The organism is Fulverythrobacter ferritrahens (assembly GCF_020539485.1).
GTDB classification, from domain to species: Bacteria; Pseudomonadota; Alphaproteobacteria; order Sphingomonadales; family Sphingomonadaceae; genus Andeanibacterium; species Andeanibacterium ferritrahens.
In genome coordinates, this window is record NZ_JACDXU010000001.1 from 211,199 (window position 1) to 235,335 (window position 24,137).

The 24,137-nt window shown below is 61.9% G+C and carries 23 protein-coding genes; 11 read left to right on the forward strand and 12 right to left on the reverse strand.

Features of this window, described 5'->3' with window-relative positions; all coding sequences use genetic code 11:
• Window positions 1-372 precede the first annotated feature (372 nt).
• Both H0274_RS00915 and H0274_RS00920 read left to right on the forward strand, forming a co-directional pair.
• The gene (locus H0274_RS00915; RefSeq protein WP_226792257.1) at window positions 373-2,889 is read left to right on the forward strand and encodes a TonB-dependent receptor; all 2,517 of its coding nucleotides are present in this window, start codon (window positions 373-375) and stop codon (window positions 2,887-2,889) included.
• 159 nt (window positions 2,890-3,048) lie between these two features.
• On the forward strand, window positions 3,049-3,972 hold the full coding sequence (locus tag H0274_RS00920; protein ID WP_226792259.1) for an amidohydrolase family protein: 924 nt from the start codon (window positions 3,049-3,051) through the stop codon (window positions 3,970-3,972).
• 138 nt (window positions 3,973-4,110) lie between these two features.
• Here the strand turns inward: H0274_RS00920 and H0274_RS00925 are convergent, their stop codons facing one another.
• The 3 genes from H0274_RS00925 to H0274_RS00935 are packed head-to-tail and all read right to left on the reverse strand — an operon-like array spanning window position 4,111 to window position 8,448.
• Window positions 4,111-4,719, reverse strand: a complete 609-nt coding sequence (locus H0274_RS00925) for a nuclear transport factor 2 family protein (protein WP_226792261.1) — start codon at window positions 4,717-4,719, stop codon at window positions 4,111-4,113.
• A 16-nt stretch (window positions 4,720-4,735) separates the two neighbouring features.
• Window positions 4,736-6,835 carry a PQQ-dependent dehydrogenase, methanol/ethanol family gene (locus tag H0274_RS00930; RefSeq protein WP_264295493.1) on the reverse strand — a complete coding sequence of 700 codons (2,100 nt, stop codon included), beginning with the start codon at window positions 6,833-6,835 and terminating at the stop codon, window positions 4,736-4,738.
• Between the two features lie 11 nt (window positions 6,836-6,846).
• Window positions 6,847-8,448, reverse strand: coding sequence for a carotenoid oxygenase family protein (locus H0274_RS00935; protein ID WP_226792265.1), 1,602 nt, complete (start codon window positions 8,446-8,448; stop codon window positions 6,847-6,849).
• A 217-nt stretch (window positions 8,449-8,665) separates the two neighbouring features.
• Between H0274_RS00935 and fliQ the strand changes: the two genes are divergently transcribed.
• The 5 genes from fliQ to H0274_RS00960 are packed head-to-tail and all read left to right on the forward strand — an operon-like array spanning window position 8,666 to window position 13,947.
• Window positions 8,666-8,935 carry a flagellar biosynthesis protein FliQ gene (fliQ, locus tag H0274_RS00940; protein ID WP_226792267.1) on the forward strand — a complete coding sequence of 90 codons (270 nt, stop codon included), beginning with the start codon at window positions 8,666-8,668 and terminating at the stop codon, window positions 8,933-8,935.
• An 8-nt stretch (window positions 8,936-8,943) separates the two neighbouring features.
• On the forward strand, window positions 8,944-9,711 hold the full coding sequence (locus H0274_RS00945; RefSeq protein WP_226792269.1) for a flagellar biosynthetic protein FliR: 768 nt from the start codon (window positions 8,944-8,946) through the stop codon (window positions 9,709-9,711).
• Window positions 9,712-9,713: 2 nt separating this feature from the next.
• Entirely contained in the window at window positions 9,714-10,802 is a 1,089-nt protein-coding gene (locus tag H0274_RS00950) for an EscU/YscU/HrcU family type III secretion system export apparatus switch protein (protein ID WP_226792271.1), read from the forward strand.
• Window positions 10,795-12,822 carry a flagellar biosynthesis protein FlhA gene (locus tag H0274_RS00955; protein WP_226792273.1) on the forward strand — a complete coding sequence of 676 codons (2,028 nt, stop codon included), beginning with the start codon at window positions 10,795-10,797 and terminating at the stop codon, window positions 12,820-12,822. Before H0274_RS00950 ends, H0274_RS00955 begins: the two co-directional genes overlap by 8 nt.
• A gap of 12 nt (window positions 12,823-12,834) precedes the next feature.
• Window positions 12,835-13,947 carry a tetratricopeptide repeat protein gene (locus tag H0274_RS00960; RefSeq protein WP_226792275.1) on the forward strand — a complete coding sequence of 371 codons (1,113 nt, stop codon included), beginning with the start codon at window positions 12,835-12,837 and terminating at the stop codon, window positions 13,945-13,947.
• A 97-nt stretch (window positions 13,948-14,044) separates the two neighbouring features.
• Here H0274_RS00960 and H0274_RS00965 read toward each other — a convergent pair whose 3' ends face one another.
• From H0274_RS00965 to H0274_RS00980, 4 genes are all read right to left on the reverse strand, one after another.
• Window positions 14,045-14,650: a hypothetical protein gene (locus H0274_RS00965; RefSeq protein WP_226792277.1), complete on the reverse strand. Its 606-nt coding sequence runs from the start codon at window positions 14,648-14,650 to the stop codon at window positions 14,045-14,047.
• A gap of 4 nt (window positions 14,651-14,654) precedes the next feature.
• A complete protein-coding gene (locus H0274_RS00970) occupies window positions 14,655-15,824 on the reverse strand; it encodes a DUF262 domain-containing protein (RefSeq protein ID WP_226792279.1) in 1,170 nt (389 codons plus the stop codon).
• Between the two features lie 548 nt (window positions 15,825-16,372).
• Entirely contained in the window at window positions 16,373-17,782 is a 1,410-nt protein-coding gene (locus tag H0274_RS00975; protein WP_226792281.1) for an amidohydrolase family protein, read from the reverse strand.
• The gene (locus H0274_RS00980) at window positions 17,782-18,594 is read right to left on the reverse strand and encodes a TauD/TfdA dioxygenase family protein (RefSeq protein WP_226792283.1); all 813 of its coding nucleotides are present in this window, start codon (window positions 18,592-18,594) and stop codon (window positions 17,782-17,784) included. Before H0274_RS00980 ends, H0274_RS00975 begins: the two co-directional genes overlap by 1 nt.
• Window positions 18,595-18,734: 140 nt before the next feature.
• Between H0274_RS00980 and H0274_RS00985 the strand changes: the two genes are divergently transcribed.
• Genes H0274_RS00985 through arsH form a run of 4 tightly spaced genes read left to right on the forward strand, consistent with a single transcriptional unit; the run spans window position 18,735 to window position 21,327 of the window.
• A complete protein-coding gene (locus H0274_RS00985) occupies window positions 18,735-19,064 on the forward strand; it encodes an ArsR/SmtB family transcription factor (protein ID WP_226792285.1) in 330 nt (109 codons plus the stop codon).
• A gap of 16 nt (window positions 19,065-19,080) precedes the next feature.
• Entirely contained in the window at window positions 19,081-19,503 is a 423-nt protein-coding gene (arsC, locus tag H0274_RS00990) for an arsenate reductase (glutaredoxin) (protein ID WP_226792287.1), read from the forward strand.
• A 10-nt stretch (window positions 19,504-19,513) separates the two neighbouring features.
• Window positions 19,514-20,587 carry an ACR3 family arsenite efflux transporter gene (arsB, locus tag H0274_RS00995; RefSeq protein ID WP_226792289.1) on the forward strand — a complete coding sequence of 358 codons (1,074 nt, stop codon included), beginning with the start codon at window positions 19,514-19,516 and terminating at the stop codon, window positions 20,585-20,587.
• On the forward strand, window positions 20,587-21,327 hold the full coding sequence (arsH, locus tag H0274_RS01000; RefSeq protein WP_226792291.1) for an arsenical resistance protein ArsH: 741 nt from the start codon (window positions 20,587-20,589) through the stop codon (window positions 21,325-21,327). The genes arsB and arsH overlap by 1 nt, the downstream gene beginning before the upstream one ends.
• 6 nt (window positions 21,328-21,333) lie before the next feature.
• Here arsH and H0274_RS01005 read toward each other — a convergent pair whose 3' ends face one another.
• The 5 genes from H0274_RS01005 to H0274_RS01025 are packed head-to-tail and all read right to left on the reverse strand — an operon-like array spanning window position 21,334 to window position 24,137.
• Window positions 21,334-21,687: a hypothetical protein gene (locus tag H0274_RS01005; protein ID WP_226792293.1), complete on the reverse strand. Its 354-nt coding sequence runs from the start codon at window positions 21,685-21,687 to the stop codon at window positions 21,334-21,336.
• 12 nt (window positions 21,688-21,699) lie between these two features.
• Window positions 21,700-22,275 carry a tetratricopeptide repeat protein gene (locus H0274_RS01010; RefSeq protein ID WP_226792295.1) on the reverse strand — a complete coding sequence of 192 codons (576 nt, stop codon included), beginning with the start codon at window positions 22,273-22,275 and terminating at the stop codon, window positions 21,700-21,702.
• Window positions 22,276-22,285: 10 nt separating this feature from the next.
• Complete coding sequence (locus H0274_RS01015) at window positions 22,286-23,059, reverse strand: sigma-70 family RNA polymerase sigma factor (protein ID WP_226792297.1); 774 nt, start codon at window positions 23,057-23,059, stop codon at window positions 22,286-22,288.
• On the reverse strand, window positions 23,056-23,778 hold the full coding sequence (fliP, locus tag H0274_RS01020; protein WP_226792299.1) for a flagellar type III secretion system pore protein FliP: 723 nt from the start codon (window positions 23,776-23,778) through the stop codon (window positions 23,056-23,058). Before fliP ends, H0274_RS01015 begins: the two co-directional genes overlap by 4 nt.
• Window positions 23,775-24,137 carry a flagellar biosynthetic protein FliO gene (locus H0274_RS01025; protein ID WP_226792301.1) on the reverse strand — a complete coding sequence of 121 codons (363 nt, stop codon included), beginning with the start codon at window positions 24,135-24,137 and terminating at the stop codon, window positions 23,775-23,777. Before H0274_RS01025 ends, fliP begins: the two co-directional genes overlap by 4 nt.

Here is a 24,137-nt window from a genome sequence, read left to right on the forward strand (position 1 = left end):
TTTGCCGTTCTGCTGTTGCGCCATTCGAAAAGTGAGGTTCCTTCTTTTACCTGGCTTCCCCTTTTAGTTGACGCAGGCGGAGTGAATTCTTGCCCATATCACTTGGCCGAACCTGCCCGGTTCCCTGCCAAGGCGGCATTTGCGCAGCGATGATGATCGAAAATGTTTGTTGAAAACAGATTGTTATTTCTTATCTCATCCGTCTGAATGGGCATGAGGGGTGAGCGAATTTCCCGTCGCGAAAGGCCCTTGAACCCACCGTTTCGCCTTATGCAGAAGCAAACAAATTCTTTTGCCCGCGCAGTCAAGTTACCTGGCGCAGGCCGGAATACCCCACCGCCAACATCACTAAGAAACGGTGGGAGGGATTTGATGAAAAAAGGATTGGCATTGGCGGCGATTTCGCTTGTCGCCATGGCGAGCGCGCAACCCGCATTGGCGCAGGACAACACCGCGCCTGCCCCGAAAGAGGAAGGCATCAAGGATATTGTCGTAACCGCCACCCGGCAGGCGACCAATCTCCAGGACACCCCGATCGCGATCACAGCCGTCACTGCCGAAGCTCTGGAAGAGCGTGGCGTTACCAATATCGGCGATCTGACCTCGGTAGTCCCCAATGCGCAGTTCCGGCGTGTGCAGGGCGCCTTCGGCCCCGGCGTTTCGGCTTTCATTCGTGGCATCGGATCGGGCGACACCAGCCTGGCGGGCCAGCCGCCCGTCGCCTTCTATATCGACGATGTCTATTACCCGGTCCTGCTGGGCGCCAATTTCGATCTGCTCGATATCGACCATATTGAAGTTCTGCGCGGGCCGCAGGGTACGCTGTTCGGCCGCAACTCGCTGGGCGGTGCAATCAACGTGGTCGCACGGCAGCCTCGCACGGGCGAGGCGTCCGCCTATGGGGAAGTAACGGTCGGTTCCTACAACCGCACGGATTTGCGCGCTGGCTTCAACCTGCCGATAGGCGAGAGCGCGGCCCTGCTCATCTCGGGCCTGTCCAAAAAGCGCGAAGGTTATCAGAAGCAGCTGGACTTCACCTGCGAGATGAACCGTCGCGGCACTCCTGAACTTGCCGGCAGTTTCCCCTTCACGACTCCGCTCCAGAACTCCACGAAGTTCGATAAGGTGGACGATTGCACCATCGGCCACTTTGGCGGCGAGGATGTGCGGGCGGTTCGCGGCAGCTTCCTGTGGGAGGCATCGCCGTCCATCAAGCTGACCCTGACAGCCGACTACCTGCGCGACCAGTCCGAGAACCCGGCTGACTCCGTGGTGGATGTCGATCCTGCACGGGCGAACAGCAACATGAAGAGCCAGGCCAATTACTGGGGGCTGACAATCGACAAGCGCTTCATGACCGGCGATCCTTACACCACTTACGTGACCTATACCGATCGGATCGCGGCCTGCACGGTGATCCCGGGCAACACCTATTATAACGGTTCGGTCAACGAACGTGGGCAATGTACCCGTGGCGGTTATGCTCTTCCCGATCATAACAACCTGCGGAACTGGGGCGTTTCAGGCAAGCTGAACTGGGATCTGGGCGGCAATATCGATCTGACCGCGGTGGTGGCCCATCGCGATCTCGATGAAACGCACACTTTTGACACGGATGGCATGCCGATCGTGGTCGAGCATGTGATCAACCACCTGATGCAGAAATATACCCAGGCCGAAGTTCGGCTGTCGGGTACGTCGGACCTGATCGACTGGGTTGTCGGTGGTTTCTATTTCGATGCGGATGGCGATCAGCATGCTTCGCTGATCCAGGCCAGCTCGGGCCTGCAACGGGCGCTGCACACCACTTACAAGCCGACCAGCAAGGCGGTTTTCGCTAATGCCACGGTTCGGCCCTTCGGGGAACGCTTCGGCATCGTGCTGGGCGGCCGCTATTCCGATGACAAGATGGTCGTCAACTTCAGCAACATCTCCGATGTCAGCTGGCAGACCACGGCTTCCGACATCGTCTTCAAGGTGGTGCCGCAAAGCAAGAAATTCAGCTGGAAGCTCGGCGCCAATTATCAGCCGAACAACAACCTGATGTTCTACGCATCGGCGGCCACGGGATACAGTCTGCCGGGTTATAATACCCGCCCGCTGCAATTCACCCAGGTGGAGCAGAGCGAAGCCTCGGAAGACATCGCCTATGAAATCGGGGCCAAGCTGGACCTGTTCGACCGGCGGGTGCGCCTGAACCTCGCCGCCTTCTACACCGATTTCAAGAACCGCCCGACCACGATCAGCGGGGCAGAGGCATTGCTGAACGACAATGGCCAGCCGCAAGCGGGCAACCAGCAGCTTGAACCGCTGCCGGGCGGCCCTCCGGGATCGACCCGTTGCAGCACCACCACGCTGCCCGGGAATACCGGCATTGTCTGCCTTGGCCGCAGCTATTTCCGCAACCAGCCCGCCACGATCCGCGGCGTGGAAGCGGAATATACGATCAACCCGATCGACGGGCTGGAAATCAACGGTTCCGTCGGCTGGTCCAAGTTCATCTCGCCCGATATCGAGGCTCGCACGGTCAATCGCCGCCAGAGCAACCCATTCTGGACCGCCAGCGCGGGCATCCAGTACCGGATCGAGGCCGATGCACTGGGCGGCTCCATCACGCCGCGTCTCGACTGGACCTTCGAGAGCAGCCAGATCGTCAGCGGTCTGTCGACCAAATATAACGATCTCATGCCGGCGAAGTCGCTGTTCAATGCGCGCCTCACTTACGAGAATGACAAACACGGCTTCACGGTGGCTGCGGGCGTGGTGAACCTGTTCAACAAGTTCTACTATCGCAATGTCTTCGACTATCAGGGCCTTGGCTATCCGCAGACCGATGCGCAGCCTGCACCGCCGCGCGAATGGTCGCTTACTCTCAAGAAGCAGTTCTGAGCCCATGTGCCCCGGCCATGCCCTTGCGGGTCTGGTCGGGGCCACTGGAATGCAGTTGCAGGCGGGGCGTTCGGGGCCTCGTCACGATTTGAAGATTACGTCGGAAGGCCAAGCCTGAAGACAAGGCCGGTCCGTCCGGCAAAGCGAGGAACTGGGAGGATGGCGCTCCACCTGCTCGATACGCATGCACATTTGATTTCCGATGACTGGGACAAATATCCGCCCAGGCCCTTCGTCCCCAGCTTGCCGACGCCCGAACGCACGAAGTTTTCGGTTACGGCGGAAGCCCTGATCGACATGATGGACGCCAATGGAGTGACGATGTCCTGCGTGGTCCAGCGCGGGCATATCTACGGTTACGACAACAGCTACATTCTGGATTCCACGGCGCGCTATCCTGATCGTCTGCGCTCCGTGGTGATCCTCGACACGCAGGATCCGGAAACCCCCCGGGCCTATCGCGAAATGGTCCAGGCCGGGCTGGCCTGTGGTTTCCGCATGGCCACTTCGCGTCCCTGGTTCCTCGATACGGCCTGGATGTGTTCACCCACGGCCATGGAAGTGTGGGATGCCTGCGCCGAGCTGGGCACGCCCATGACGCTGATCTTCTTCAACAACCAGCTGCCTTATCTGCTGCCATTGCTGAAGCTGCTGGCCGAACGCTATCGCGATCTTCCCATCATCCTCGATCATGGGGCGATGCCTTACGGCATGTCGCAATATGAAGTGGCCCTGCGGGAGGAAGCGGGCGAAGTGGTAGTGATGCCGCCGCCGCCCGATTACGGCATCAACGATACGATCGCCCTGTTCCGCGACCTTCCCAACATCCATTTCAAGATCACCGAGATCAATATGGAACGGCTGGTGAAGGCAGGCGTGAGGGCTGCGGATCTGGTGCGCTTCATGGTCGATATGTTCGGGGAAGACCGGCTCGTGTGGGGGTCCGATGTCGGCCAGAGCATGCTGTGGACCTATGACGAGAAGGTCAGCATGGCGCTTGCCGCGACTGAGCTGCTCACGCCCACCGAGGCGAGCAAGTTCCTGCATGACAATGCGCAGCGCATTTACGGCTTCGGGGGATAATTCGCTGGAAAGCTGAAAAATCCGCTCTGCCCGCCGACCATCTCCCGGGGGGCGGAAACGGCACTGGCTGCGTCTTTGCCAGAACCCGCAACCTCCCAGCGGGCCTGCAAAGACGCAGCATTCTCTTTTAAGTCCCCATCAATGGGCGGTGAGCCAGGCCTCTGCCTTTTCGTCCATATCACGCACCGGGTTCTTGGGGCCGGAATTGCGCTTGGGAATGAACTCATTGAGGACGCGGCGCTTGGCGAACAGCCAGTGCCCATCCACGCGGGTCAGCTCGTCCTCATAGATGCCGTAAGTGCCCATCTTCATGGTGTCGCCGGGGCCATGATTGGCCATTTCGACCCACAGGGTGCGAGCCCAGGCGCGATCGCCTTCCACGCGGATGGAAGATTGCAGCACCACATGGCGCAGCTTGGCGGGCTTGCCGTCTTCCGTGTGGTAATATTTGCCGATGCTTTCGGTGAAGCTCATCACCGTCTTGCGGATCGCCTCGCGGCCCTTGGTGGTGCCATTGGCGAACTCAAGCTCGCCATCTTCGGCGAAAGTGGCGACGTAGGCGTCCCAGTCGAAATAATCGATGGCGAACAGGTAACGCGCCATCAGATCCTCGATCTCGGCCCGGTCCTCCGCATAGCGGGGGCCATAGGTCGGCTCGGCACTGATGGCGGCCGGAGCAGCGGCGCCCAGCAGCAGGGCGGCGGCGAGCGCGGCCCCGCGGATTGTCCTTGCGGTGTTCATGCGCATGATCGCTTCCTTCTCCCTAGTTACCGTTCCAGTCGATATTGGCGCGGGAAATCACATATTGATGGATAGCCTCGGCATCTTCCTTCGACAGGATGTCGGCAAAGCTGGCCATGCCGTTCGCCTCGCGCTTGCCGCCGATCACGATGTCGAGGAATTCCTGATGCGTTTCAGGCGTCATGTGGCGCAGATCCTTGACACCGCCGCGCGCGGCAACACCATGGCATAGCGCGCAATTGGTGCCGTAGAGCTCCTCGCCCCGGGCCACCACTTCCGCGCTTGCGGTCACCTTGGGCGGGGCGGACAGTTCGGTGACAGCGCGCGATTCTTCCGGCAGCGGGGGCAGGGTGGCCTTGCCGCCCAGCTTGAACACCAGCAGGCGCGGCTTGCCGAGGAACAGGGCCGCATAGTTCGAGCGTTCGACATGGGCGAGCCCGCCGCCCCAGCCGGCATTCACCGCAACATATTGCTCGCCATCGACCATATAGGTGATCGGGGCCGCGATCGGCACGTTCTGCACCGGCATTTCCCAGACCTTCTCGCCCGTATCGGCGCGATAGGCGGCAAAGGTCGCGCCGATGGTGCCTTCGAACACCAGATTGCCCGCCGTCGCCAGCACGCCGCCACTGCCCTTCAGCGGAGCGGGAACGCGCCAGGCTTCCTTGCCGGTGCGGGGATTCCAGGCGGAAAGCCATGCCTTGGAATGTTTGTCGGCATAATCGGTGATCGCTTTGCGCTCAGCCTCATAGCCGGTGTAGTTCGCACCCGTGCCGGGATTGGCCGGGTCGAAGCTGGAAGCGGCGGCATAGCCCATGTAGGTTTCGGTAACCGGGATATAGACCAGCCCGGTCAGCGGGCTGTAGGCCATCGGGTTCCAATTGTGCCCGCCGCCCGCGCCGGGCGAGATCAGCACCGGCACTTCGCCATAGCGGGCCTGCGGATTTTCCACCGGGCGGCCGGTCTTCATGTCGACATGGCTGGCCCAGGTGATGGGCACATATTTCTCGGCGCTCAGCAATTCGCCGGTCACGCGGTCCAGAATGTAGAAGAAGCCGTTCTTGGGCGCCTGCATCAGCACCTTGCGCTGCTTCCCCCCAAGCTCGATGTCGGCCAGGATCATCTGCTGGGTGGCAGTGTAATCCCACTCCTCGCCCGGCGTGGTCTGGTAATGCCAGACATATTTGCCGGTGCGCACGTCCAGCGCCATGATGCTGGCCAGGAACAGATTGTCCCCGCCGCCGGGGCTGCGCCACTTGCGCACCCAGGGCGAGCCATTGCCCACGCCGATATAAAGCAGATGGGTTTCGGGATCGAAGGCCAGGGCATCCCACACGGTGCCGCCGCCGCCTGCCTTCCACCATTCGCCGGTCCAGGTCTTGGCGGCCATTTCCATGGCTTCGTTTTCAAATCCCAGCGCCGGATCGCCCGGTACGGTGTGGAAGCGCCAGGCCATCTCGCCGGTTTCGGCATCATAGGCGCTGACATAGCCGCGCACGCCCTTTTCGGCGCCGCCATTGCCGATCACCACCTTGCCTTCATAAACGCGCGGGGCGCCCGTGATGGTGTAGCTCTTGGAATTGTCGACCGTCAGTGTGGACCAGACCTGCTTGCCCGTCTTCGCATCCAGCGCGATCAGTCGCCCGTCCAGCGTGGCGACAAAAATCTTGCCTTTCCAGGCTGCTAGTCCGCGCGAGACGATGTCACAGCAGGCCAGTCGTCCAAACCTCAAGGGAACTTGAGGATCAAAACGCCAAAGCTCCTTGCCCGTCTTCGCGTCATAGGCGGTGACGATATTCCACGGCTGGACGTTGTAGAGCACCCCGTCGATCATCAGCGGGCTGGCTTCCATGCCGCGCTCCGTATCGATGTCGGCATACCAGGCGAGGCCCAGCTGGCCGACATTCTGGTCGTTGATCTGGGTCAGCGGGCTGAAATGCTGCTCGTCATAAGTGCGTCCGCCGCTCAGCCACTGGCCGGGATCGGGCGCGGCCATGCGTGCCTCGTCCACCCAGGCCGGGCCGGACGGAGTATCGGCCCCGGCCCATGCACCCGTCAGCGCGGTACCAGCCAGCGCCAACACAGCTGCGGCAGCGGTCGCGCCGCGCCAGATCGTCTTCATAATCGTCTCACTCACGCAATGGGGGGAAGGTCGCTAGAATCTGCCCAGAAGCCATGAACCTGGCCGACACATTTGAACGGCATCTTTACCCGGGCCACGGGCCCTGCGGCAATGTCCTTGGTGTCGAACAGGATAAGATCGCTGCGTCCGGCCTCCTTCTGGCTGCTGCCGAGGCCGATTAGATAGCCATCGCCTTCCGGTGCGTCTTTCCTGCGGGGCACGAAAGTCATTTCGGAGAGCGAATAATCAGGCACCGTCGCCACCTCTACCTTGCCGGTGTGGTGGTCGAACATGGCCCAGCCGCCACCTCCGCCGCCGCGCGCGCCGGTGGTGTTCAGGAAGCCATAGCGATAGGGCACGGTGTGGTAACGGTCATCCTGCCGGGCCAGCACGCCGGTGATCTGCGGATAGAGCGTTTCCACCTGATAGCGGTCATTCGTCTTGCTGGAGAGATCCACGGTGAAACGGCGGACATAGCCAGTGCCCTTCACCGGATCGAAGGGTTCGTGCAGGCTGGGGAAGAAGGGGAACTGGTTCCCTTCGCCGCCGTCCATGTCCACCGTCACCTTGTTCCCATCGGTCCAGGCGCCCATCACATGGGTGCAGAACAGGTTGGGGCCGGTGAACCACTTAAGGTCGCTGCCATCCCCACCCCGGCGCATGATGCCCAGATAGCAGGGGCGCTTGCTGTCATAGGAGAAGTGGACCCCGCCCGCCTTGATCCGGTCCATGTCGGAGATCATGTTGGGGAGGTAGAAGATCACGTGTTTCTGCGTCACCGCGAAATCGTGCATCATGCCGGCATAGGGGGCCTGCACCTTGGCCGACCAGTTCACATTGCCGTTCCGATCCGCCGAAAAGACGAACAGATCCCTGGAACACAGGCCCGTCGCCTCGTAGCCGAAGCTGAAATATTCGCCGGTTTCGGAATCGATCTTCGGGTGGGCGGTGTGGGTCTGGCTGTCGAGCTTGCCGCCGAACGTGTAGTAATCGTCCAGCGTTTCCAGCGTGTTCGGGTCCATATAGACCGGCGGGCTGTCTTCCTTGAACACCAGCAGCTTCTTGTGATGCACGAACAGCTGGGTGTTGGCCGTGCCGCGGCTGAGGCCCTTGACGCTGGGATCGTCGGTGAAGGGATTGCGATACATGCCGAACAGCGAACGGCGCGCCTCGTGCTGGGCCTTCCAGCGCTGCGTCTTGGCATAGCGCGTGCGATAATCCACATGCCCGTCCTTGAGGCGGAACATGGAGACATGGCCTTCGCCATCGAACACGATGTCGCTCTCGTGCTCCTTCGTCTTGGGATATTGCGGGTCGGGCCCTACGCGATAGAAAGTGCCGTCGAGGCCGGTGGGAAGCTGGCCTTCCACTTCGCAATCATAAAGATCGATCTCGGCGCGGACATTGGTTCCGGCCGGGCCGCCACCGAAGGCGCGCGGGTCGCTAGGGAAATCCACTTGCGGAGCGGGGGAGGCAGGCGTCGCCGCGCTGGCCGGAACGGAAGCCGCGCCCATACCTGCCAGTGCCGCCCCGGTGCCGAGGGCGGCCACGCCCAGGAAATCGCGCCGTGCCAGATTGGCGGGCGCCTGCGACTCATCGGAAAATTTCGACATGGTTTCTCCCCCACGATTTATGCGGTCTCATTATCCCGCATTGCGGGTTTGACAACTGGAAGCCGGCGGAATTTTCACGATCGTGATGATGGGCGCCGCTCCGGTGGCGGTGCAGCACCTCCAAATTGGAGCCAGATAGATCGAAAGGGGTTCCATCCCTGCTTGAGTGCGTGCCGCCGCGCTCCATAGGCTTGCCGCGCAAGAAGGGGGATTTGGGATGGGCGCGGATCGGGCGCTGGGCTTCCTGTATGAGGCATTGTGGACCGGGCTGGTTATCTCCGGTCCGGTGCTGATCGCCACTTTGGTGGTGGGCCTGCTGGTCTCGATCTTCCAGGTCGCCACGCAGATTCAGGAAATCACGCTCAGCTATGTTCCCAAGACCTTGGTGGCGGGCGTCACGCTGGTGGCGCTGGGCCCGTGGATGCTCGCGCGGCTGACCGATTTTGCCCGCTCGCTCTATCTCGTCATCCCCAGCCTCGGTCATTAGGGGCGCGGGTGGAAGAACTGGCCCTCCGGATCGAGGCGGTGCTGCTCGTCAGCCTGCGGATCGTACCGACGCTCGCCTTCGCGCCCCCATTCACCCTGCTGCGCCTGCCTGTGCCGATCCGACTGCTGCTGGCGCTGTCGCTCGCCATGGCGCTGGTGGCGGGCAATCCGGCCGCCGCTTCGGGCGCGCTGGAGCAGGGGCAATCGCTGCTGTCGCTCGCCGCGGGGGAATTGCTCGTCGGCATAGCTATCGCACTCTCGCTGCAGATCGCCTTCGCCGCGATCCAGTGGGCGGGCGGTGCGGTGGATATTCAGGCGGGCTTCGGCCTTGCTACCGTGGCCGATCCCACCACGCAGGCGCAGATGCCGCTGGCGGGAACGGTATTCTCCTATGCCGCTGGGCTGATCTTCTTCACTTCCGGTGGGCCCTACGATCTGCTGGCCTTGTGGTCCGCCTCGCTGGAGGCATTGCCGGTGGGCCATGGGCTCCGCGGCGGCGACATGGCGGCAATCGGCGCCTTGCTGGGCAGTTCGTTCACGCTGGCCATGGGGCTGTTCGCACTGGTGATGCTGGTGCTGTTCCTGCTCGATCTCGCCATCGCCTTCATGTCGCGTACGCTGCCACAAATGAACATGCTGCTGCTGGGCTTTCAGGTGAAGTCCATTGCCATGCTGGCCGCACTGCCTGTGGCGCTCGCCCTGTCCACCGGCCTTGCCCTGCGCCTGCTGCGGCTGGCGGTGGAGCGGGCGCCGGGCCTGCTGGGTGCCGGGGGCTGAGTATGGCCGATGGGCAGGACCAGAACCGCAGCGAGGAAGCGACGCCGTTCCGCCTGAGCAAGGCGCGCGAGAAGGGGCAGGTCGCGCGCGGCATGGACCTGGGCTTCATGGGCAGCCTTGCCGCGCTGGCCGCGGTTTGCCTCTTCGCGGGGGAAGGTTTCATGGCGCGGATCGCCGCGCTGATGCGGCTCAGCTTCACTTCGGGCATCGATCACACACGCGAAGCGGATGATGTGCTGGCCAGCATCGCCGCGCTCTATTGGCCCGCCTTTCAGCCCCTGATCATGCTGGGACTGGTGGCGATGGGCCTGCTGATATTGCTGGAACTGCTGCAATTGCGCGGCTTCATTTTCACTGCCGCGCCGCTCAAGCCGGATTTCAGCCGGCTCAATCCGGCCAAGGGGCTCAAGCGGCTGTTTTCCCTGAAGATGCTGAAGGAAACGGGGAAGAACCTGCTCAAGCTGGCGGGCTATACCGCCGTCACTTGGCTGCTGATCGACTGGGCGGTGCGCAGTTTTGCCGACAGCATGGGCGATGCCGCAACGCTGGGCCGGGCCATGGGAAGCGCGGCAACCCGGCTGGTGCTGGCGTTTCTCGGCGCGGCCTTTGCCTTCATGGTGCTGGACCAGATCATCGCCCGCAGTGAGTTTCGCAAGCAGATGCGGATGAGCAGGCGCGATGTTACGCGCGAGGCGAAGGAGCGGGAAGGGGAGCCGCGCCTCAAACAGAAGCGCCGCCAGCTGCACGAGGAAATGCGCAAGCAGTCCGAAGGGCTGGGAAAGCTCGACGGGTCCGATTTCCTCGTCGTCAATCCCGAGCACTTCGCGGTGGCTCTGCAATATCGCCCGGGCGAGATGGTGGCGCCCATGGTGCGCGCCAAGGGGCGCAATCACTTCGCCCAATTGCTGAAACGCAAAGCTCGCTTGCTGGGCCTGCCGGTGATCGCAGACCCGGCGCTGGCCCGCGCTTTGTTCCGCGATTGCGAGGCCGGGCGACCCATCGGGGCGAAGCACTTCCACGGCGTGGCCCGCCATTATGCAAGGCTGCGGCGGGAACTCGCCCGGCCGGAGGAGGTCGGAACCAATGGGTAAGCTGCTGGGCAGGAACAAGGATCTGGTGCTGGTGATCGGCACGGTGCTGATCCTGCTGATCCTCTTTTCGCCCATTCCCCCCGCGCTGCTGGATCTGGCGATCATCATCAATTTCGGCTTCGGGCTGACGATCATGCTGCTGACTTTCTATGTCGGGAAGCCGGTGGAATTCTCCACGTTCCCCTCGCTGTTGCTGGTCGCCACGCTCTACCGCCTGTCGCTCAACGTCGCGGCCACGCGCCTGATCCTGACCGGGGCGGATGCGGGCGACGTGATCGACGCGATCGGCCATTACGCCGTGCAGGGCAATTTCGTGATCGGGCTGGTGGTGTTCTTCATCCTGATCGTGGTGCAATATGTGGTCGTCACTTCCGGCGCGCAGCGCGTGTCGGAAGTGGCGGCGCGCTTCACGCTGGATTCCATGCCCGGCCAGCAGATGAGCATCGATGCCGATCTCAATCTCGGCCTGATCGACCAGAAGCAGGCGATACAGCGGCGCGAGGAGCTGGAGAAGGAAGCCAGCTTCTACGGCGCGATGGATGGCGCCTCCAAATTCGTGAAGGGGGACGCGATTGCCGGGATCATCATCCTGCTGATAGACATCGTGGCCGGGCTGATCGTGGGCGTGGCGCAGATGGGCATGGGCTGGGGGGAGGCGCTGGAGCGGTTCACTCTGCTCACCATCGGTGACGGGATCGCCACGCAGCTGCCCGCCCTGATCATCTCCATCGCCACCGGCATCATCGTAACCCGCTCGGCCGCGGACAAGGAACTGAGCACCGAGATATTCCGCCAGATGGCCTCCGAACCCCGCATCCCGGTTATCGTGATGGTGGTCATGAGCCTGCTGATGTTGCTGCCCGGCATGCCCAAATGGCCCATCGCGATATTGCTGGGGATCGTGTTGTTCGCCTGGCTGCGCATCCGCAAGCTGCGCCGGGAAGAGGCGGAGGATATCGGGCGGGAGAGCGAGGAGGAACAGGCACCTGCCGGCACTGTTGCCCAGCCGCCGCTGGAAATCGCCTTCGGGGCGAAGCTGGCGGAGGCATGGGCCCATCGCAAGGCCCTGCTGCTGGAACGCATCTCCACCAGCCGCGTCGCGCATGAACGCGCCTTCGGCCTCGCCTTCCCCGCCGTGCGTTTTGTGGAGAGCGAGGATCTGGGCGGGCTGGATTACCGCGTGAACATTCACGGCACCACTTTCGGCATGGGGCAGCTTCACCCGGACCGGGTGCTGGCCATCGCCCAGCGGGAGGATGCGCCGCGCCTCGCAGGGGGGCTGGCCGGGCGCGATCCGGCCTTCGGCATCGCCGCGACCTGGATCGAACCTGCCATGGCGAAAGAGGCGGGGCCGGCAGGCTACAGTGTGATCGATCCGGAAACGGTCATGATCACCCATTTTGTGGAGATCGTGCGGATGGAGGCGCCCAGCCTGCTGACCCGCGCGGTAACGGGGGAGTTGCTCGACGCCCTGCGGGAACGCCAGCCGGGGCTGGTGGAGGAACTCATCCCCAACATCATGACCCTGTCCGATGTGCAGCGCATCCTGCAGAACCTGCTGCGCGAGCGAGTGTCCATCGCCAATCTGGACCTGATCGTGGAAACGCTGGTGGATGTCGGCCGGGGGGAGCGCGATCCGCTGGAACTGACGGAGAAGGTCCGCCAGGCGCTCAGCACCGCGATCTGCAACGGGCTGAAAGGCCAGAACGCTCAGCTTTCCGTCCTCAGCCTCGATCCCCGGCTGGAAAACCGCATCATCGCGGGCGCTGGTACGGCAGAGGCGGCGGCCCTGGGCATGGAGCCGCGCCTTGCCGAACAATTGCTGCGCGGCCTCGCCCCGCTGGCGGAGGCGATGATGCGGCAGGGCAAGGCGCCGGTGCTGCTCTGCGCCGGGCCGATCCGGCGGCTGCTGGTGAAGCTCACCCAGCGTTCCATCCCGCAGCTTTCGGTCCTCTCGGTGGACGAAGTGCCGATGCGCATTGCGCTCCATTCATTCGATGTTGTTAAGGTGGAAGGCTAAGAGGGAAGGGTGATGCACGCAGAAACGCAAGACCGGCTGGAGCGATTGCTCTCCTACCTCGGGCATGATCCCGATAATCCCCATTTGCTGCGCGATTGCGCCGCCGCCGCGATGGAGCTGGGCGATCTGGCCAAGGCGAAAGACCTGTTCGCCCGCCTGCGCGATGTTGGCGAGCTTACCGATGCCGACAGCAATCTCTGGGCCATCGCCGCCATGCAGAGCGGAGAGCCGGAACTGGCGGCGGAAACTTTCGCGGGCCTGCTGGAACGCAATCCCGGCAATCACGGCCTCGCCTTCAACCTCGCCTGGGCCAAGGCGCTGGCGGGGGACAATGAAGGGGCGCTGGCCCTGCTGAGCGAGGACTTGACCGAGGCGCTGCCGCAGGCCGCCCAGCTCGAAGTCCATCTGCTCCACGCGAGTGGCCTGTTCGAAAAGGCAGAGCACCGCGCCCGCGCGCACCTCGCGCAGCATGGCGATTATCCGCCCTTCGCCGCCGCCGTCTCCGTCCTCGCGCTGGATGTGGAGGATGAGGCGCTGGCCCGCGCCATGGCGGAAAAGGGTGGCACCCATCCCGATGCGCTCACCACGCTCGGCACGCTCACTCTGGGCGATCAGCAGCCGGAAGAGGCGCGGGCGATGTTCGAACAGGCCCTCGCGCTCAGCCCCAATTCCCCACGCGCCTGGGTGGGGCTGGGGCTGGCCGATCTGCTGCAAGGCAATGCGGCCACAGCGGGGGAACGGCTGGACAAGGGCGCGGAGATTTTCGGCGATCACCTCGGCAGCTGGATCGCGGCGGGCTGGGCTTACCTGATCGCGGGAGACCTGCCCACGGCCCGCGCCCGCTTCGAACAGGCCGTGGCGCTGGACGGCACTTTCGCCGAAGCCCAGGGCTCGCTCGCCGTGGCGGAACTGCTGATGGGCCAGCGCGAAGAGGCCACCCGCCGCGCCGAAGTCGCCCTCCGTCTGGACCGCCACTGCTTCTCCGCCGCCTTCGTCCAGATCCTGCTGAGCGCCGCCGACGGCAATCCCGAGCGCGCGCAGCGGATCATGGAAATGGCGCTCAAGCAGCCTTTAGGCGCGGATGGCCGGACGATTGCGGACGCGATTGCGCGGATGGCGCGGTGAGGGGCGAGGAAGTGCGCTCTTGATTTACTAAGATGGGTTGCCAAGAATGCTCGTCGCACGGGAGAGTTTCAATTTAGAGGACGGTGACAGTTCATTTCTAAGCTGCTGCAAGATATGCCTCAAGTTGAGAGTCGAGAACTAATAATAGAGCGCTAAGGCCCAGTACTTTTTTTCGGCGATCAAATGGGTCGAATGTCGTGCCGATAAGTGCTCTATGGGAATTGTGCGCGTGGTCTCCGCGAAGCGTTCCAAACGCTGTTAAGTCTGCGAGAAGGACGCTGTCTACGTTGGTGGTATTAAACCCAACGGGTGATAAAAGCTCACAGAAATTTGTCTCTTTGATGCCGTGATTCCGAGAAATCACCCCGCGCTGCTTTGCGAGTGCCTTGCCTACCACTTCGTTCCATACATCTTTCTTGGGTACCGAAGTGAGAGCCGCTCGACCTTCGTGAAACGTGCAGATGTGGACAAGTGGTTGTGTTGCGCGCCGTGATTTCCAAGATGTATCTGCCAGATCAACAAAAGTTGAAGCCCACCCCTCCAGATAACTTTCGATTTCTGCATGGCAGAAAACGGTGTAGGCTGCCGCCATTGTAAGTTGGCGCTCTGTATAGTTTCCAGAAGGTCGCGGGCTGAAATTAAGAAATGCGCGCTCAAGGCGCGTCAGGCCTTGTGACAAATTATCGTAAAGCGCTGAGGGCATCGGATTACTGAATTGGAGAAGTGATGGGTAGTCCTGTGATTTGACTCAAAATTTCTCCCCAGACGGCAAACCGCGTCCGATTTGCTTCGATTGATTTAGTTGTGGATTCTAGTGAAGAGCGAAACTCTTGATTTTTTGTGCACTCTTCTTGGAATGCTTGTTTTAACTCGGGCGCGTGTTGCAGGGCGGCGGCGCGAACCATGATGTCGGAGAAATAGTAGGTCATGATGTCGAAGACTGCCCGGTTAATTCGTCTTTCATAGGATTGACCGTTCCATTTACGCAACTCATCACGATCACCGAAAATTTGACGAGTGGTTTCTAGAGAGCGGTCAAAATCCAGAGCTTGCTGTTGCAATTCTGGTTGCTGTCGATCCCAATCCTTGTTGAAATAGGAAGTCGTGTTATCCAAGAATTTCTTTAGTTCACCTTTGTAATCGCTTGCAAAATTTTTGTAGGCAAACCAACGCAAAACCAATTCGACATCCCGCATTCGAAAATCGGGTTGCTTGAGGCCAAGTGCGGACTTTAGTGGTTCTGAATTAACGGATATGTCATCTATAAAATCAGAGAATCCCCCTGGGTGGAGCGCTTGCCTTAGTTCTTGTGGTGAAAGCTGAACGCTGCCAGTATTTATTCTTAAGAATACAGAATAGAGATATTTTTCATATTCCCAGCCTCGAATTACAACGGTTCGAATCGTTTGATTTTCGAAACTGTTGAGATCGTCCCGGAATTCCGGCTCAGTGCGAAGCTTTGGATAGCTTACTCCGTTAAGATCATCTCGGTCTTCAAGTCCGCTAAGGCGAAGCTGAGGAAATTCAGAATCATCTGGATCTGAAGCAAACTGACGAATGGCAAGGAGTCGTTGTTTTCCATCAATAACAATAAAGCGACCGCGCTGATTGAGCTCTTCCGCTAAAATGATCTGTGGAATAGGTAGTCCAAGAATAAGCGACTCAATAAAGAGGCTTTTTCGAGCTGTGCTCCAAGCGTTTCTACGCTGATATCTCGGATTGAGGTTGATGTTCCCGCGCCGAAGTTGAGAGATAATTGTCTCGGTAGTCCAATCTGTGCCCCAAAGCGTGGGGCCGGAAAACCAATCCGGCTTAAGATTGAGGTCGCTAGCATCCTCCTGTTGGTCGGCCGGCAATTCCTCAAAAAGATCCATCATTTGAACTGCTCCTCTAGTACCTCATCAGCGTCCTGAGCGCCTGCCGTCAAGGGCTACCTGAGTCTAAGCTTTGCGCTGTGTGGTAGTAGCGAACGCCGTGTGACCTAAAGTCCTTAAGCTGCAAGCGACCAAACTTGCCGGTTTCAGTTCACCCAAATTTGAACTGGTTTTGGATTTTCATTTCGTTCTCAGGTCTCGCCAGCTCAATCACGGAATAAGGCGTGGGGTTTCATAGCTGATTAAGAACCACTTTCCTACACACCCCAAAATCGCGTTTATCCTGCGCGATGGACAGCCTCGTCTCCGCCTCGCCCAACGCCTCTCTCACCCGCCACAGCCCGGTTTTTCGGGCCGCGTGCAGGCTGCACGAAACTGCAAAACGAAAAGTCACACCCAATCCTACAGGCGGAGCCGAAAAACGGCTCGAAACCGGGCCTTGCGGAAGGGTCGGGCGAAAAGTTTCACCGGTCGTTTTGCGTCACTTTCGGTTGACACTTCACCCCCGGATCAGAGGCCCCGGATTACCGACCCTGGCATCCTTGGCCTGCTCAGATCACCGGCCAGACTTGCTTGTCCGGCAGGCCGGTGCGGGCGATCACGGCTTTACCGGCGCGGGTGGCTTCGGCGTAGAGCTTTTCCTCGTCCACGGTGGTGGAGCGGTGATTGTCGATCACGCGCTTGCCGTCGATCCATACGGAGTGGACGCCTCTGCCGTCTGCTGACCAGATCAGCTGGTTCACCACGTTGAACAGGGGCTGCCATTCGGGCCGCTGCGTGTCGTGGAGGACGAGGTCGGCCTTCTTGCCCACTTCGATCGATCCGATGCTGTCCGCCATGTTCAGCGCCTTTGCGCCGTTGAGGGTCAGCATCGTCAGCGCCTCATGCGCGGGGAAGGCGGCGGTGTCGCGCCTTGCGTCCTTGAACAGGGCCGCAACGAGGTAGGAGGCGCGCATCAGGTCGGAACTGTTGGAATTATTGTTGCCGTCCGTGCCCAGGATCAGGTTCACGCCCGCGGCCTGCAATTCGGGGAACTTGCCCGCCGGGGTAAGGCCATAGGCGCCTTTCAGCCCGGACATGGGACAATGGGCGACATTGGCGCCGAAGCTGGCGAGGGCAGCCACTTCCGCATCGTCCAGATGGACGGCATGGGTGAGGCAGACTTCGGGGCCGAGCGCGCCGATTTCGGCCAGATGCATGATCGGGCGGCGGCCCACATTGGCCAGATACCATTCGGGATCGGCCTCGACCGGGCTCATATGCGCGGCCACGCGCCCGCCCTTGGATTTGGCCAGCGCGACGGCGGCCTGCCACATCTCGTCCGTCGCGGTGACGTGGCCGACCAGCAGGGGCCATACGTCGATCCGGCCATCGCTGCCGGTCAGGCTGGCGACGGCTTCCTCCATGGCGCGGATGGCGGCGTCGGTCTTGGCTGTCTGGCTTTCGGACGGGTCGAAGGCGCGGTCTTCCGTCCATTTGCCGATGCGGCCGCGAACGCCGCTGGCGTGCAGGGCCTCGGCCACCGGGCCGATATGGCGCACCGTGCCGCCTTCAAGGAAGGAGGTCGTGCCGGTGCGCATCATCTCCAGCGCGGCGAGCGTGGCGGAGGTCGCCTCCTCCTCCGGCTCCTGCGCCTGGTAGAGGGGGACGAGCCATTGCCAGACATTCTCGTGCCAGCCCGTATCGTCAGGCACGAAGCCGCGCGTGATCGGCTCGCCCGTGATGTGGATATGGCCGTTGACGAAGCCGGGCGTCATCACGAAGCGGCTGCCGTCGATGACTTCCTTCGGGGCGACGAGGGGCAGGATGTCGGAGGTCTTGCCGACGTGGCTGATCCGGTCGCCCGTGATGGCAACGGCGGCATCGGTGATGATCTGCCTTTCGGCATTCATCGTCACCACCATGCAATTGCGGATGATTGTGTCGACCGGGACGGGCGTGGGGATGGTGGTGTCGGTCATCAGAACGGCTTGTCCCCTGCGATCTGCACCCGGTAGCCGGATCGGGTTTGCGGGAAGTAATCCCAGATGGCGGAATGCTGGACGGATCGATTGTCCCACAGGGCCACCGAATGCGGCTTCCAGCGGAAGCGGCACTGGAACTGCGGCTGCTGCACGTGCTGGTAGAGATAGGCCAGGATGGCGTCGCCTTCCTCGCGGGGGAGGTTGTCGATCTTGGTCGTGAAGTCGTCATTCACGAAGATCGCCTTGCGGCCCGAAACGGGATGGGTGCGCACCACCGGGTGGGATGATTTGGGCAGTTCCGATCCGGGCGGGGCAATGTCGCCGAAATTGCGGCGGGCATCATGCGTGGCGGTCAGCCCTTCGAGATAGGCCTTCATCTTGTCCGACAGCGCATCATAGGCGGCAAACATATTGGAAAAACCCGTGTCTCCGCCGGTGGGTGGGACAGTGTGGAGATAGAGGACGGAGCCGAGCGGCGGTTCTTCGTCGCAGCTCATGTCGCTGTGCCACGCTTCGCCCGCGACATATTTGGAATCCGCATCGGCATGGATGGCGACGATTTCCGGATAGCCTTTTACGGACCATGCGGCGGCGGCCTTGCCGATATGGAGCGGGCCGAAGATCCGCGCAAAATCGCGGTGCGCCTCATGCGTCAGCGGCTGGTCGCGGAAGAAGATCACCAGATAATCGGCCAGCGCCTGCCGCAGGGCGGCGGCCATTTCCTCGCTCACCGGGGCAGTGATGTCCACGCCGGCGATGATGGCGCCCATGTGGGGGGTGAGCAATTCGACGTCGAAAGGCAGGTCCATCGGCAGGCTTTGCTCCGTTCTGATATGGGGCGAACCTGCCTTGTCGCCCGCGCGCATTCTTGATGGGCCACGCTCAAATTCTTTCCGTCTGTGCCAAGACGAGGCTTGCATCCGGAAAACGATTCGATATTTCTCGAAATATGGATTCGTTTACCGCTCTCGACGCTCTTTCGGCCCTCTCCCAGCAGACAAGGCTGGAGGCGTTCCGTCTGCTCGTGCGGCACGAGCCTGAGGGCCTGCCTGCGGGCGAGATTGCGCAGGCGCTGGAGGTGCCGGCCAATACGCTTTCCACTCACCTTGGCCTTCTTGCGCGGGCAGGGCTGGTCACGGCCGAGCGGCAGAGCCGCACCATCCGCTATCGTGCCGATCTGGCAGGGCTGCGTGCCCTGATGGTCTATCTTGCCAAGGATTGTTGCGGCGGAAATGCGGAACTGTGCCGCCCGCTGCTGGCCGAACTCGATTGCTGCTGAAGGACGGAAATCCGAAATGGACGTGGTGATTTATCACAACCCCGAATGCGGGACTTCCCGCAACACGCTGGCCATGATCCGCAATGCCGGGATCGAGCCGCATGTGGTGGAATATCTCAAGACGCCGCCATCGCGCGCCATGCTGGAAGGGTTGATCGAACGGGCGGGGATCGCCCCGCGCGCCTTGCTGCGCGAGAAAGGGACGCCCTATGCCGAGCTTGGGCTCGATAATCCGGACCTGACCGATGCCCGACTGATCGACGCGATGATGGAACATCCGATCCTCATCAATCGCCCGCTGGTGGTCTCGCCGCTGGGGGTGAAGCTGTGCCGCCCTTCGGAAGAAGTGCTGGACCTGCTGCCCGCCCAGAACGGCGCCTTCGCCAAGGAAGATGGCGAGCAGGTGGTGAACGCCGCCGGCAATCGAATTTCCGGCTGAGGGATACATCATGACCGCAACCGCCGCGCGGGCCCGGCTTTCGTTCCTCGATCGCTATCTCACCTTGTGGATATTCCTCGCCATGGCGCTGGGCGTCGGGCTCGGCTCCGCATCTGAGGAACTGCCTAGGACGATCGAGAGCCTTTCCTGGGGCAGCACCAACATTCCCATCGCCATTGGCCTGATCCTGATGCTGTTCCCGCCGCTGGCGAAGGTGAAGTATGAGGAACTGGGGCGGGTGTTCCGCGATACGCGGATTCTGGGCCTGTCTTTCCTGCTGGCCTGGATCGTCGGCCCGGCGCTGATGTTCACGCTGGCGGTTACGTTCCTTGGCAATTCGCCGGAATATATGACCGGCCTGATCCTGATCGGTATCGCGCCATGTATTGCCATGGTGCTAGTGTGGAACCAGCTGGCGCATGGCGATCCGCAATATGTCACCGGGCTGGTGGCGTTTAATTCGCTGCTCCAGATCTTCTTCTACACTCCCTATGCTTGGCTGTTGCTGACAGTGCTTCCGCCTGTGTTCGGGCTGGAATCGCATGTGGTGCATGTGGAATTCGCCACCATCGCCAAGGCAGTGCTGACCTATCTGGGCGTGCCCTTTGCCGCAGGCTATCTGGTGCGGCGGACCTTGATCGCCCGCAAGGGCCTCGATTGGTACGATCATCGCTTCCTGCCTGCGATCAGCCCGGTCACGCTGATCGCGCTGCTCTTCACCATCGTCGCCATGTTCAGCCTGAAGGGCGGCGAGATTCTGGCCCTGCCGATGGACGCCGTGAAGGTGGGGGTGCCGCTGGTGATTTTCTTTGTGACGATGTTTCTGGTCAGCTTCGCACTCTCGAAGCTGGCGGGGGCAGATTATCCGCGCGCGGCGGCTCTGTCCTTCACGGCGGCTTCGAACAATTTCGAACTGGCGATCGCGGTTTCCATCGCTGCGTTTGGCTTGGCTTCCCCGGTGGCCTTTGCGGCCGTGATCGGCCCGCTGGTCGAGGTGCCGGTGCTGATCGCGCTGGTCAATGTCGCCTTGTGGATTGGCCGTCGCTGGTTTGCCGACACGATGCCGGAAGGGGAGCGGGTGTAATGAACCGTCTGCGCGACCTGCCAGATCCGGCCAGCTTCCCGGCACTGAAACCGGAGTATCTCCACCGTTTGCCGGCAGAAGGGCTGGGCAGCCTCAGTCCGCCGCCGCGTATCCTGCTGCTCTATGGCTCGCTACGCGAGCGATCCTATTCACGGCTGGCAGTGGAGGAGGCCGCGCGGCTGTTGCAGCTGTTCGGCTGCGAGACGCGGATTTTCGATCCCTCAGATCTGCCGCTGCCCGATCAGGTGGCGGGTGATGATCACCCGGCGGTGCACGAACTGCGTGAGCATTCGTTCTGGTCCGAAGGGCAGGTGTGGTGCAGCCCGGAACGGCACGGCCAGATCACCGGGGTGATGAAGGCCCAGATCGACCATCTGCCGCTCGCCTATAAGGGCCTGCGACCCACTCAGGGCCGTACACTGGCCGTGATGCAGGTCTGCGCCGGATCGCAGAGCTTCAACAGCGTCAATACCCTGCGTATCCTCGGCCGCTGGATGCGGATGGTGACGATCCCCAATCAGTCGAGCGTGGCCAAGGCTTATGAGGAATTCGACGAGGCCGGGCGGATGAAGCCGTCGAGCTATTATGACCGCATCGTGGATGTGATGGAAGAACTGGTCCGCTTCACCGTGCTGCTGCGGCCGCACGCGGCGCAATTGGTGGACCGCTATTCCGAGCGCAAGGATCGCGGTGAGCCGGTGGATACGCCGGTGGAAGCGGCGGGGCTGGCGCGGCCCTAGGCTGCCCTAAACATCCCCTCGGACGCCCTTTATTGCTTCGCCGAGCAATTTCGCAGCTTGCGGATCTGCCGCGATGATGCGGTGGACCTCGCCAGCCATATGTAGGAAGGCAGGATCATTCGCTGCTGCTTCGCCGAATTCGTCCACAAGCAGAGCGGAGATCAGTGTGCGGGCGAGGTCTTCATCCGAAAGATCGTCGGCACGCAGCACTGCTTCCACCCGGCCAGCAGCGGGCGAGCGACGCTGGACGCCGGTGGCCGAACTGGCGCTGCCCTTGCGAGCGCGACCGGACTTGTCGAGGCGCTGCAATTGCTGTCGTAACAGCAGCAGCACCTGATCGACTTGGTTGATGCGGGTCATCGTGCCTGCCCGTCAGTGCCGGGTCGGGCCGCCGGGAAACTGGCCGAGCAGCAGAGAAGTGGCGGAAAGGTCGGAGGCTTCTCCTTCGCCCTCCTCCCCCTGTGTTCCGCCAGCCTTCATCGCCCTTTCGCATTCGGCCATCAGCAAGCGAATGTCGCCATTGAGCGGCTCGTTCTCGCGGTTGAGTGCGATGCCTTCCCGCATCCGGGCAAGTGCAGGCTCGAATTCGTCACGCACCAGATGGGTCAGCCCTTCCACGAATTTGCGCAGATAGGCATCTTCCGGCAGGCGCAGCAGCGGGCCCCAGCTGGACAGGGCCCGGTCCACTTCCCCTGAAGTCAGTTCGAAGAAGCCCAGCTGATAGCGGGCAATCGCAAAATCGGGCGCCAGTTCCACAGCACGGGCCAGCGCGGCATGCGCCTCGCGGGGCTCCTTTCGCCCGGCCAGGATCGATCCGCGCATGAAATGCAGGCGCGGGTCTTGCGGGAAGCGTTTCAGCGCCGCATCCACTGCCGCCAGGTCTTCCGTATCGCTGGCCTGCATCTGCCGCACCAGCGCGGCCATATCCTCGTCGCCGCACAATTCCATCTTCGTTCTCCTAACGCAGCTTTGCGGTCATTCCCCGGAGCCTGTCCAGAGCGGCCTTGTGTATTTGCGATACCCGCCCTTTGGTGACGCCCATCAGCACGGCAATCTGCTGAAAGCTGACGCCATTGCGGTAATGCTGGCGGATCACGAACTCCTCACGCTCGGGCAGGCTATCGACCAAGGCTCGTACCCGGCCCTGCAGATCGCGCCAGGCGAGGCTCTCATACGGAGTGGGGGCGGGATCGGGGATTGCGTGCAATTCCGGCTTCCGCTCTCCTTCCAGCATCAGCCCCAGGGCGATGGCGGCGGACAAGGCGGATAGAGCGGCAAGGGCATCGAGAGGCTCGCCACCGCGGTCCTGGAGCGATTTTAGCCGCTCCCGTTCGATCCGGTGGCGAAAGTGGCGCTGTGCTGCCCCTTCGCTCACCTGCGCCAGATGATTGGCGATGTGTCCCCTAATGCGCAGGCGGGCGAAGGCTTCGAACGGTACCCCTCGCGCGGCGTCGAAGCGACCGATCGCCTGTATCAGTGCTTCATAGGCCAGTTGCTCCACATCTCCGCGTTCATAATTGCCGCGGGCTCGCCGGGCGAATTGCGAGGCGGCGAGGCGAGCGGCGAATGGGCGATAATGTTCGAACAGGCGGTGGCGATTCTCCGGACCGGGATCGTCGCCGAAGCTGCGCCAGAGGGCCGCCTCCACCCGTTCCGGCCGCAGCAGCAGCTCCACGCCGCGCAAGGGTGTCCTGCCGCCGCGCTTGTCCTCGCGATAGCCGCCGGCCCTCATGTGAAACTGCCGAGCAACCCTTCCAGCACAAGGCTCCACCCGTCGATCAGCACGAACATCAGCACCTTGACCGGCAGGGATATGGTGGCCGGGGGCACCATCATCATGCCCAGCGACAGCAGGATGCTGGCCACAACCAGATCGATCAGCAGGAAGGGCAGCAGGATCACGAAGCCGATGGTGAAGGCCACGCGCAATTCATTGAGCATGAATGCCGGTGTTAGCTTCAGCAATTCGACATCTTGCGGCGTGGCGGGAAGTGGGCTGCCCGACATGCGATAGACCATCTCCAGATCGCTATCGCGCGTGTGGGCCAGCATGAATTCGCGCAGTGGCTGCGATCCGCCTTCCAGCGCTTGCGTGAGTTCCAGAGTTCCGTCCAGCAGGGGCTGGAGGCCTTTCTGGTTCACTTCGGTGAGGGTGGGGCCCATCACGAATGCGGTCATGAACAGGGCAAGGCTGGTCAGGACCGCATTGGGGGGAGTTTGCGGCATGCCGAATGCGTGGCGCACCATGGACAGAACCACCACGATCCGGATGAAGCTGGTGGTGCTGATCAGGATCGCGGGGACAATCGCCAGGACGACCAGGATCACCCCGATCCTCACTGCCTCGGTAGTTTGCGGAGCACCGCCGGCGCTCGCCGCAAAGGCGGGGCTGGCGCCCAGTGCGGCGCAGACTGCCAGCGTGGGCGCGATCCATTGCCGGGTCCGCATCATTGCGGCCCTCTCAGAATGGTGGCGCCGCTGGCAGTCACTGCCAGCAGCCAGGTCTCCCCGTCACATTCGACCAGGCATAAATCCGCCGTGGGGCTGGCCCGGCGCGTTTCGATCACGCTGATCCTTCGGGCCGATGCCTGACCACGCCGCTGGAACAGCGCGGAAGGGGCAATCGGCCCGCCGCCACGCTGATGGCGCTTGAGTAGCAGTACCGCGCCAAAGGCCAGGGCAATGCAGAAGGCAAGGGCGAGCAACATTCGCAGCCACGGGATGTCGGGGGAAGATCCTCCCGCCAGTTGTCCTGCCAGCGCCGGTGCGGGCAGAGCAAGCAGCGTAAGGGCAAAGGCGGCGCGCATCAT

What these genes read in the sequence shown, in the direction of transcription:
- H0274_RS00915 (WP_226792257.1), top strand. Translation starts at nt 373, where the DNA reads ATGAAAAAAGGATTGGCATTGGCGGCGATTTCGCTTGTCGCCATGGCG.
- H0274_RS00920 (WP_226792259.1), top strand. Translation starts at nt 3,049, where the DNA reads ATGGCGCTCCACCTGCTCGATACGCATGCACATTTGATTTCCGATGAC.
- H0274_RS00925 (WP_226792261.1), bottom strand. Translation starts at nt 4,719, where the DNA reads ATGCGCATGAACACCGCAAGGACAATCCGCGGGGCCGCGCTCGCCGCC.
- H0274_RS00930 (WP_264295493.1), bottom strand. Translation starts at nt 6,835, where the DNA reads ATGAAGACGATCTGGCGCGGCGCGACCGCTGCCGCAGCTGTGTTGGCG.
- H0274_RS00935 (WP_226792265.1), bottom strand. Translation starts at nt 8,448, where the DNA reads ATGTCGAAATTTTCCGATGAGTCGCAGGCGCCCGCCAATCTGGCACGG.
- fliQ (WP_226792267.1), top strand. Translation starts at nt 8,666, where the DNA reads ATGGGCGCGGATCGGGCGCTGGGCTTCCTGTATGAGGCATTGTGGACC.
- H0274_RS00950 (WP_226792271.1), top strand. Translation starts at nt 9,714, where the DNA reads ATGGCCGATGGGCAGGACCAGAACCGCAGCGAGGAAGCGACGCCGTTC.
- H0274_RS00955 (WP_226792273.1), top strand. Translation starts at nt 10,795, where the DNA reads ATGGGTAAGCTGCTGGGCAGGAACAAGGATCTGGTGCTGGTGATCGGC.
- H0274_RS00960 (WP_226792275.1), top strand. Translation starts at nt 12,835, where the DNA reads ATGCACGCAGAAACGCAAGACCGGCTGGAGCGATTGCTCTCCTACCTC.
- H0274_RS00965 (WP_226792277.1), bottom strand. Translation starts at nt 14,650, where the DNA reads ATGCCCTCAGCGCTTTACGATAATTTGTCACAAGGCCTGACGCGCCTT.
- H0274_RS00970 (WP_226792279.1), bottom strand. Translation starts at nt 15,824, where the DNA reads ATGATGGATCTTTTTGAGGAATTGCCGGCCGACCAACAGGAGGATGCT.
- H0274_RS00975 (WP_226792281.1), bottom strand. Translation starts at nt 17,782, where the DNA reads ATGACCGACACCACCATCCCCACGCCCGTCCCGGTCGACACAATCATC.
- H0274_RS00980 (WP_226792283.1), bottom strand. Translation starts at nt 18,594, where the DNA reads ATGGACCTGCCTTTCGACGTCGAATTGCTCACCCCCCACATGGGCGCC.
- H0274_RS00985 (WP_226792285.1), top strand. Translation starts at nt 18,735, where the DNA reads ATGGATTCGTTTACCGCTCTCGACGCTCTTTCGGCCCTCTCCCAGCAG.
- arsC (WP_226792287.1), top strand. Translation starts at nt 19,081, where the DNA reads ATGGACGTGGTGATTTATCACAACCCCGAATGCGGGACTTCCCGCAAC.
- arsB (WP_226792289.1), top strand. Translation starts at nt 19,514, where the DNA reads ATGACCGCAACCGCCGCGCGGGCCCGGCTTTCGTTCCTCGATCGCTAT.
- arsH (WP_226792291.1), top strand. Translation starts at nt 20,587, where the DNA reads ATGAACCGTCTGCGCGACCTGCCAGATCCGGCCAGCTTCCCGGCACTG.
- H0274_RS01005 (WP_226792293.1), bottom strand. Translation starts at nt 21,687, where the DNA reads ATGACCCGCATCAACCAAGTCGATCAGGTGCTGCTGCTGTTACGACAG.
- H0274_RS01010 (WP_226792295.1), bottom strand. Translation starts at nt 22,275, where the DNA reads ATGGAATTGTGCGGCGACGAGGATATGGCCGCGCTGGTGCGGCAGATG.
- H0274_RS01015 (WP_226792297.1), bottom strand. Translation starts at nt 23,059, where the DNA reads ATGAGGGCCGGCGGCTATCGCGAGGACAAGCGCGGCGGCAGGACACCC.
- fliP (WP_226792299.1), bottom strand. Translation starts at nt 23,778, where the DNA reads ATGATGCGGACCCGGCAATGGATCGCGCCCACGCTGGCAGTCTGCGCC.
- H0274_RS01025 (WP_226792301.1), bottom strand. Translation starts at nt 24,137, where the DNA reads ATGATGCGCGCCGCCTTTGCCCTTACGCTGCTTGCTCTGCCCGCACCG.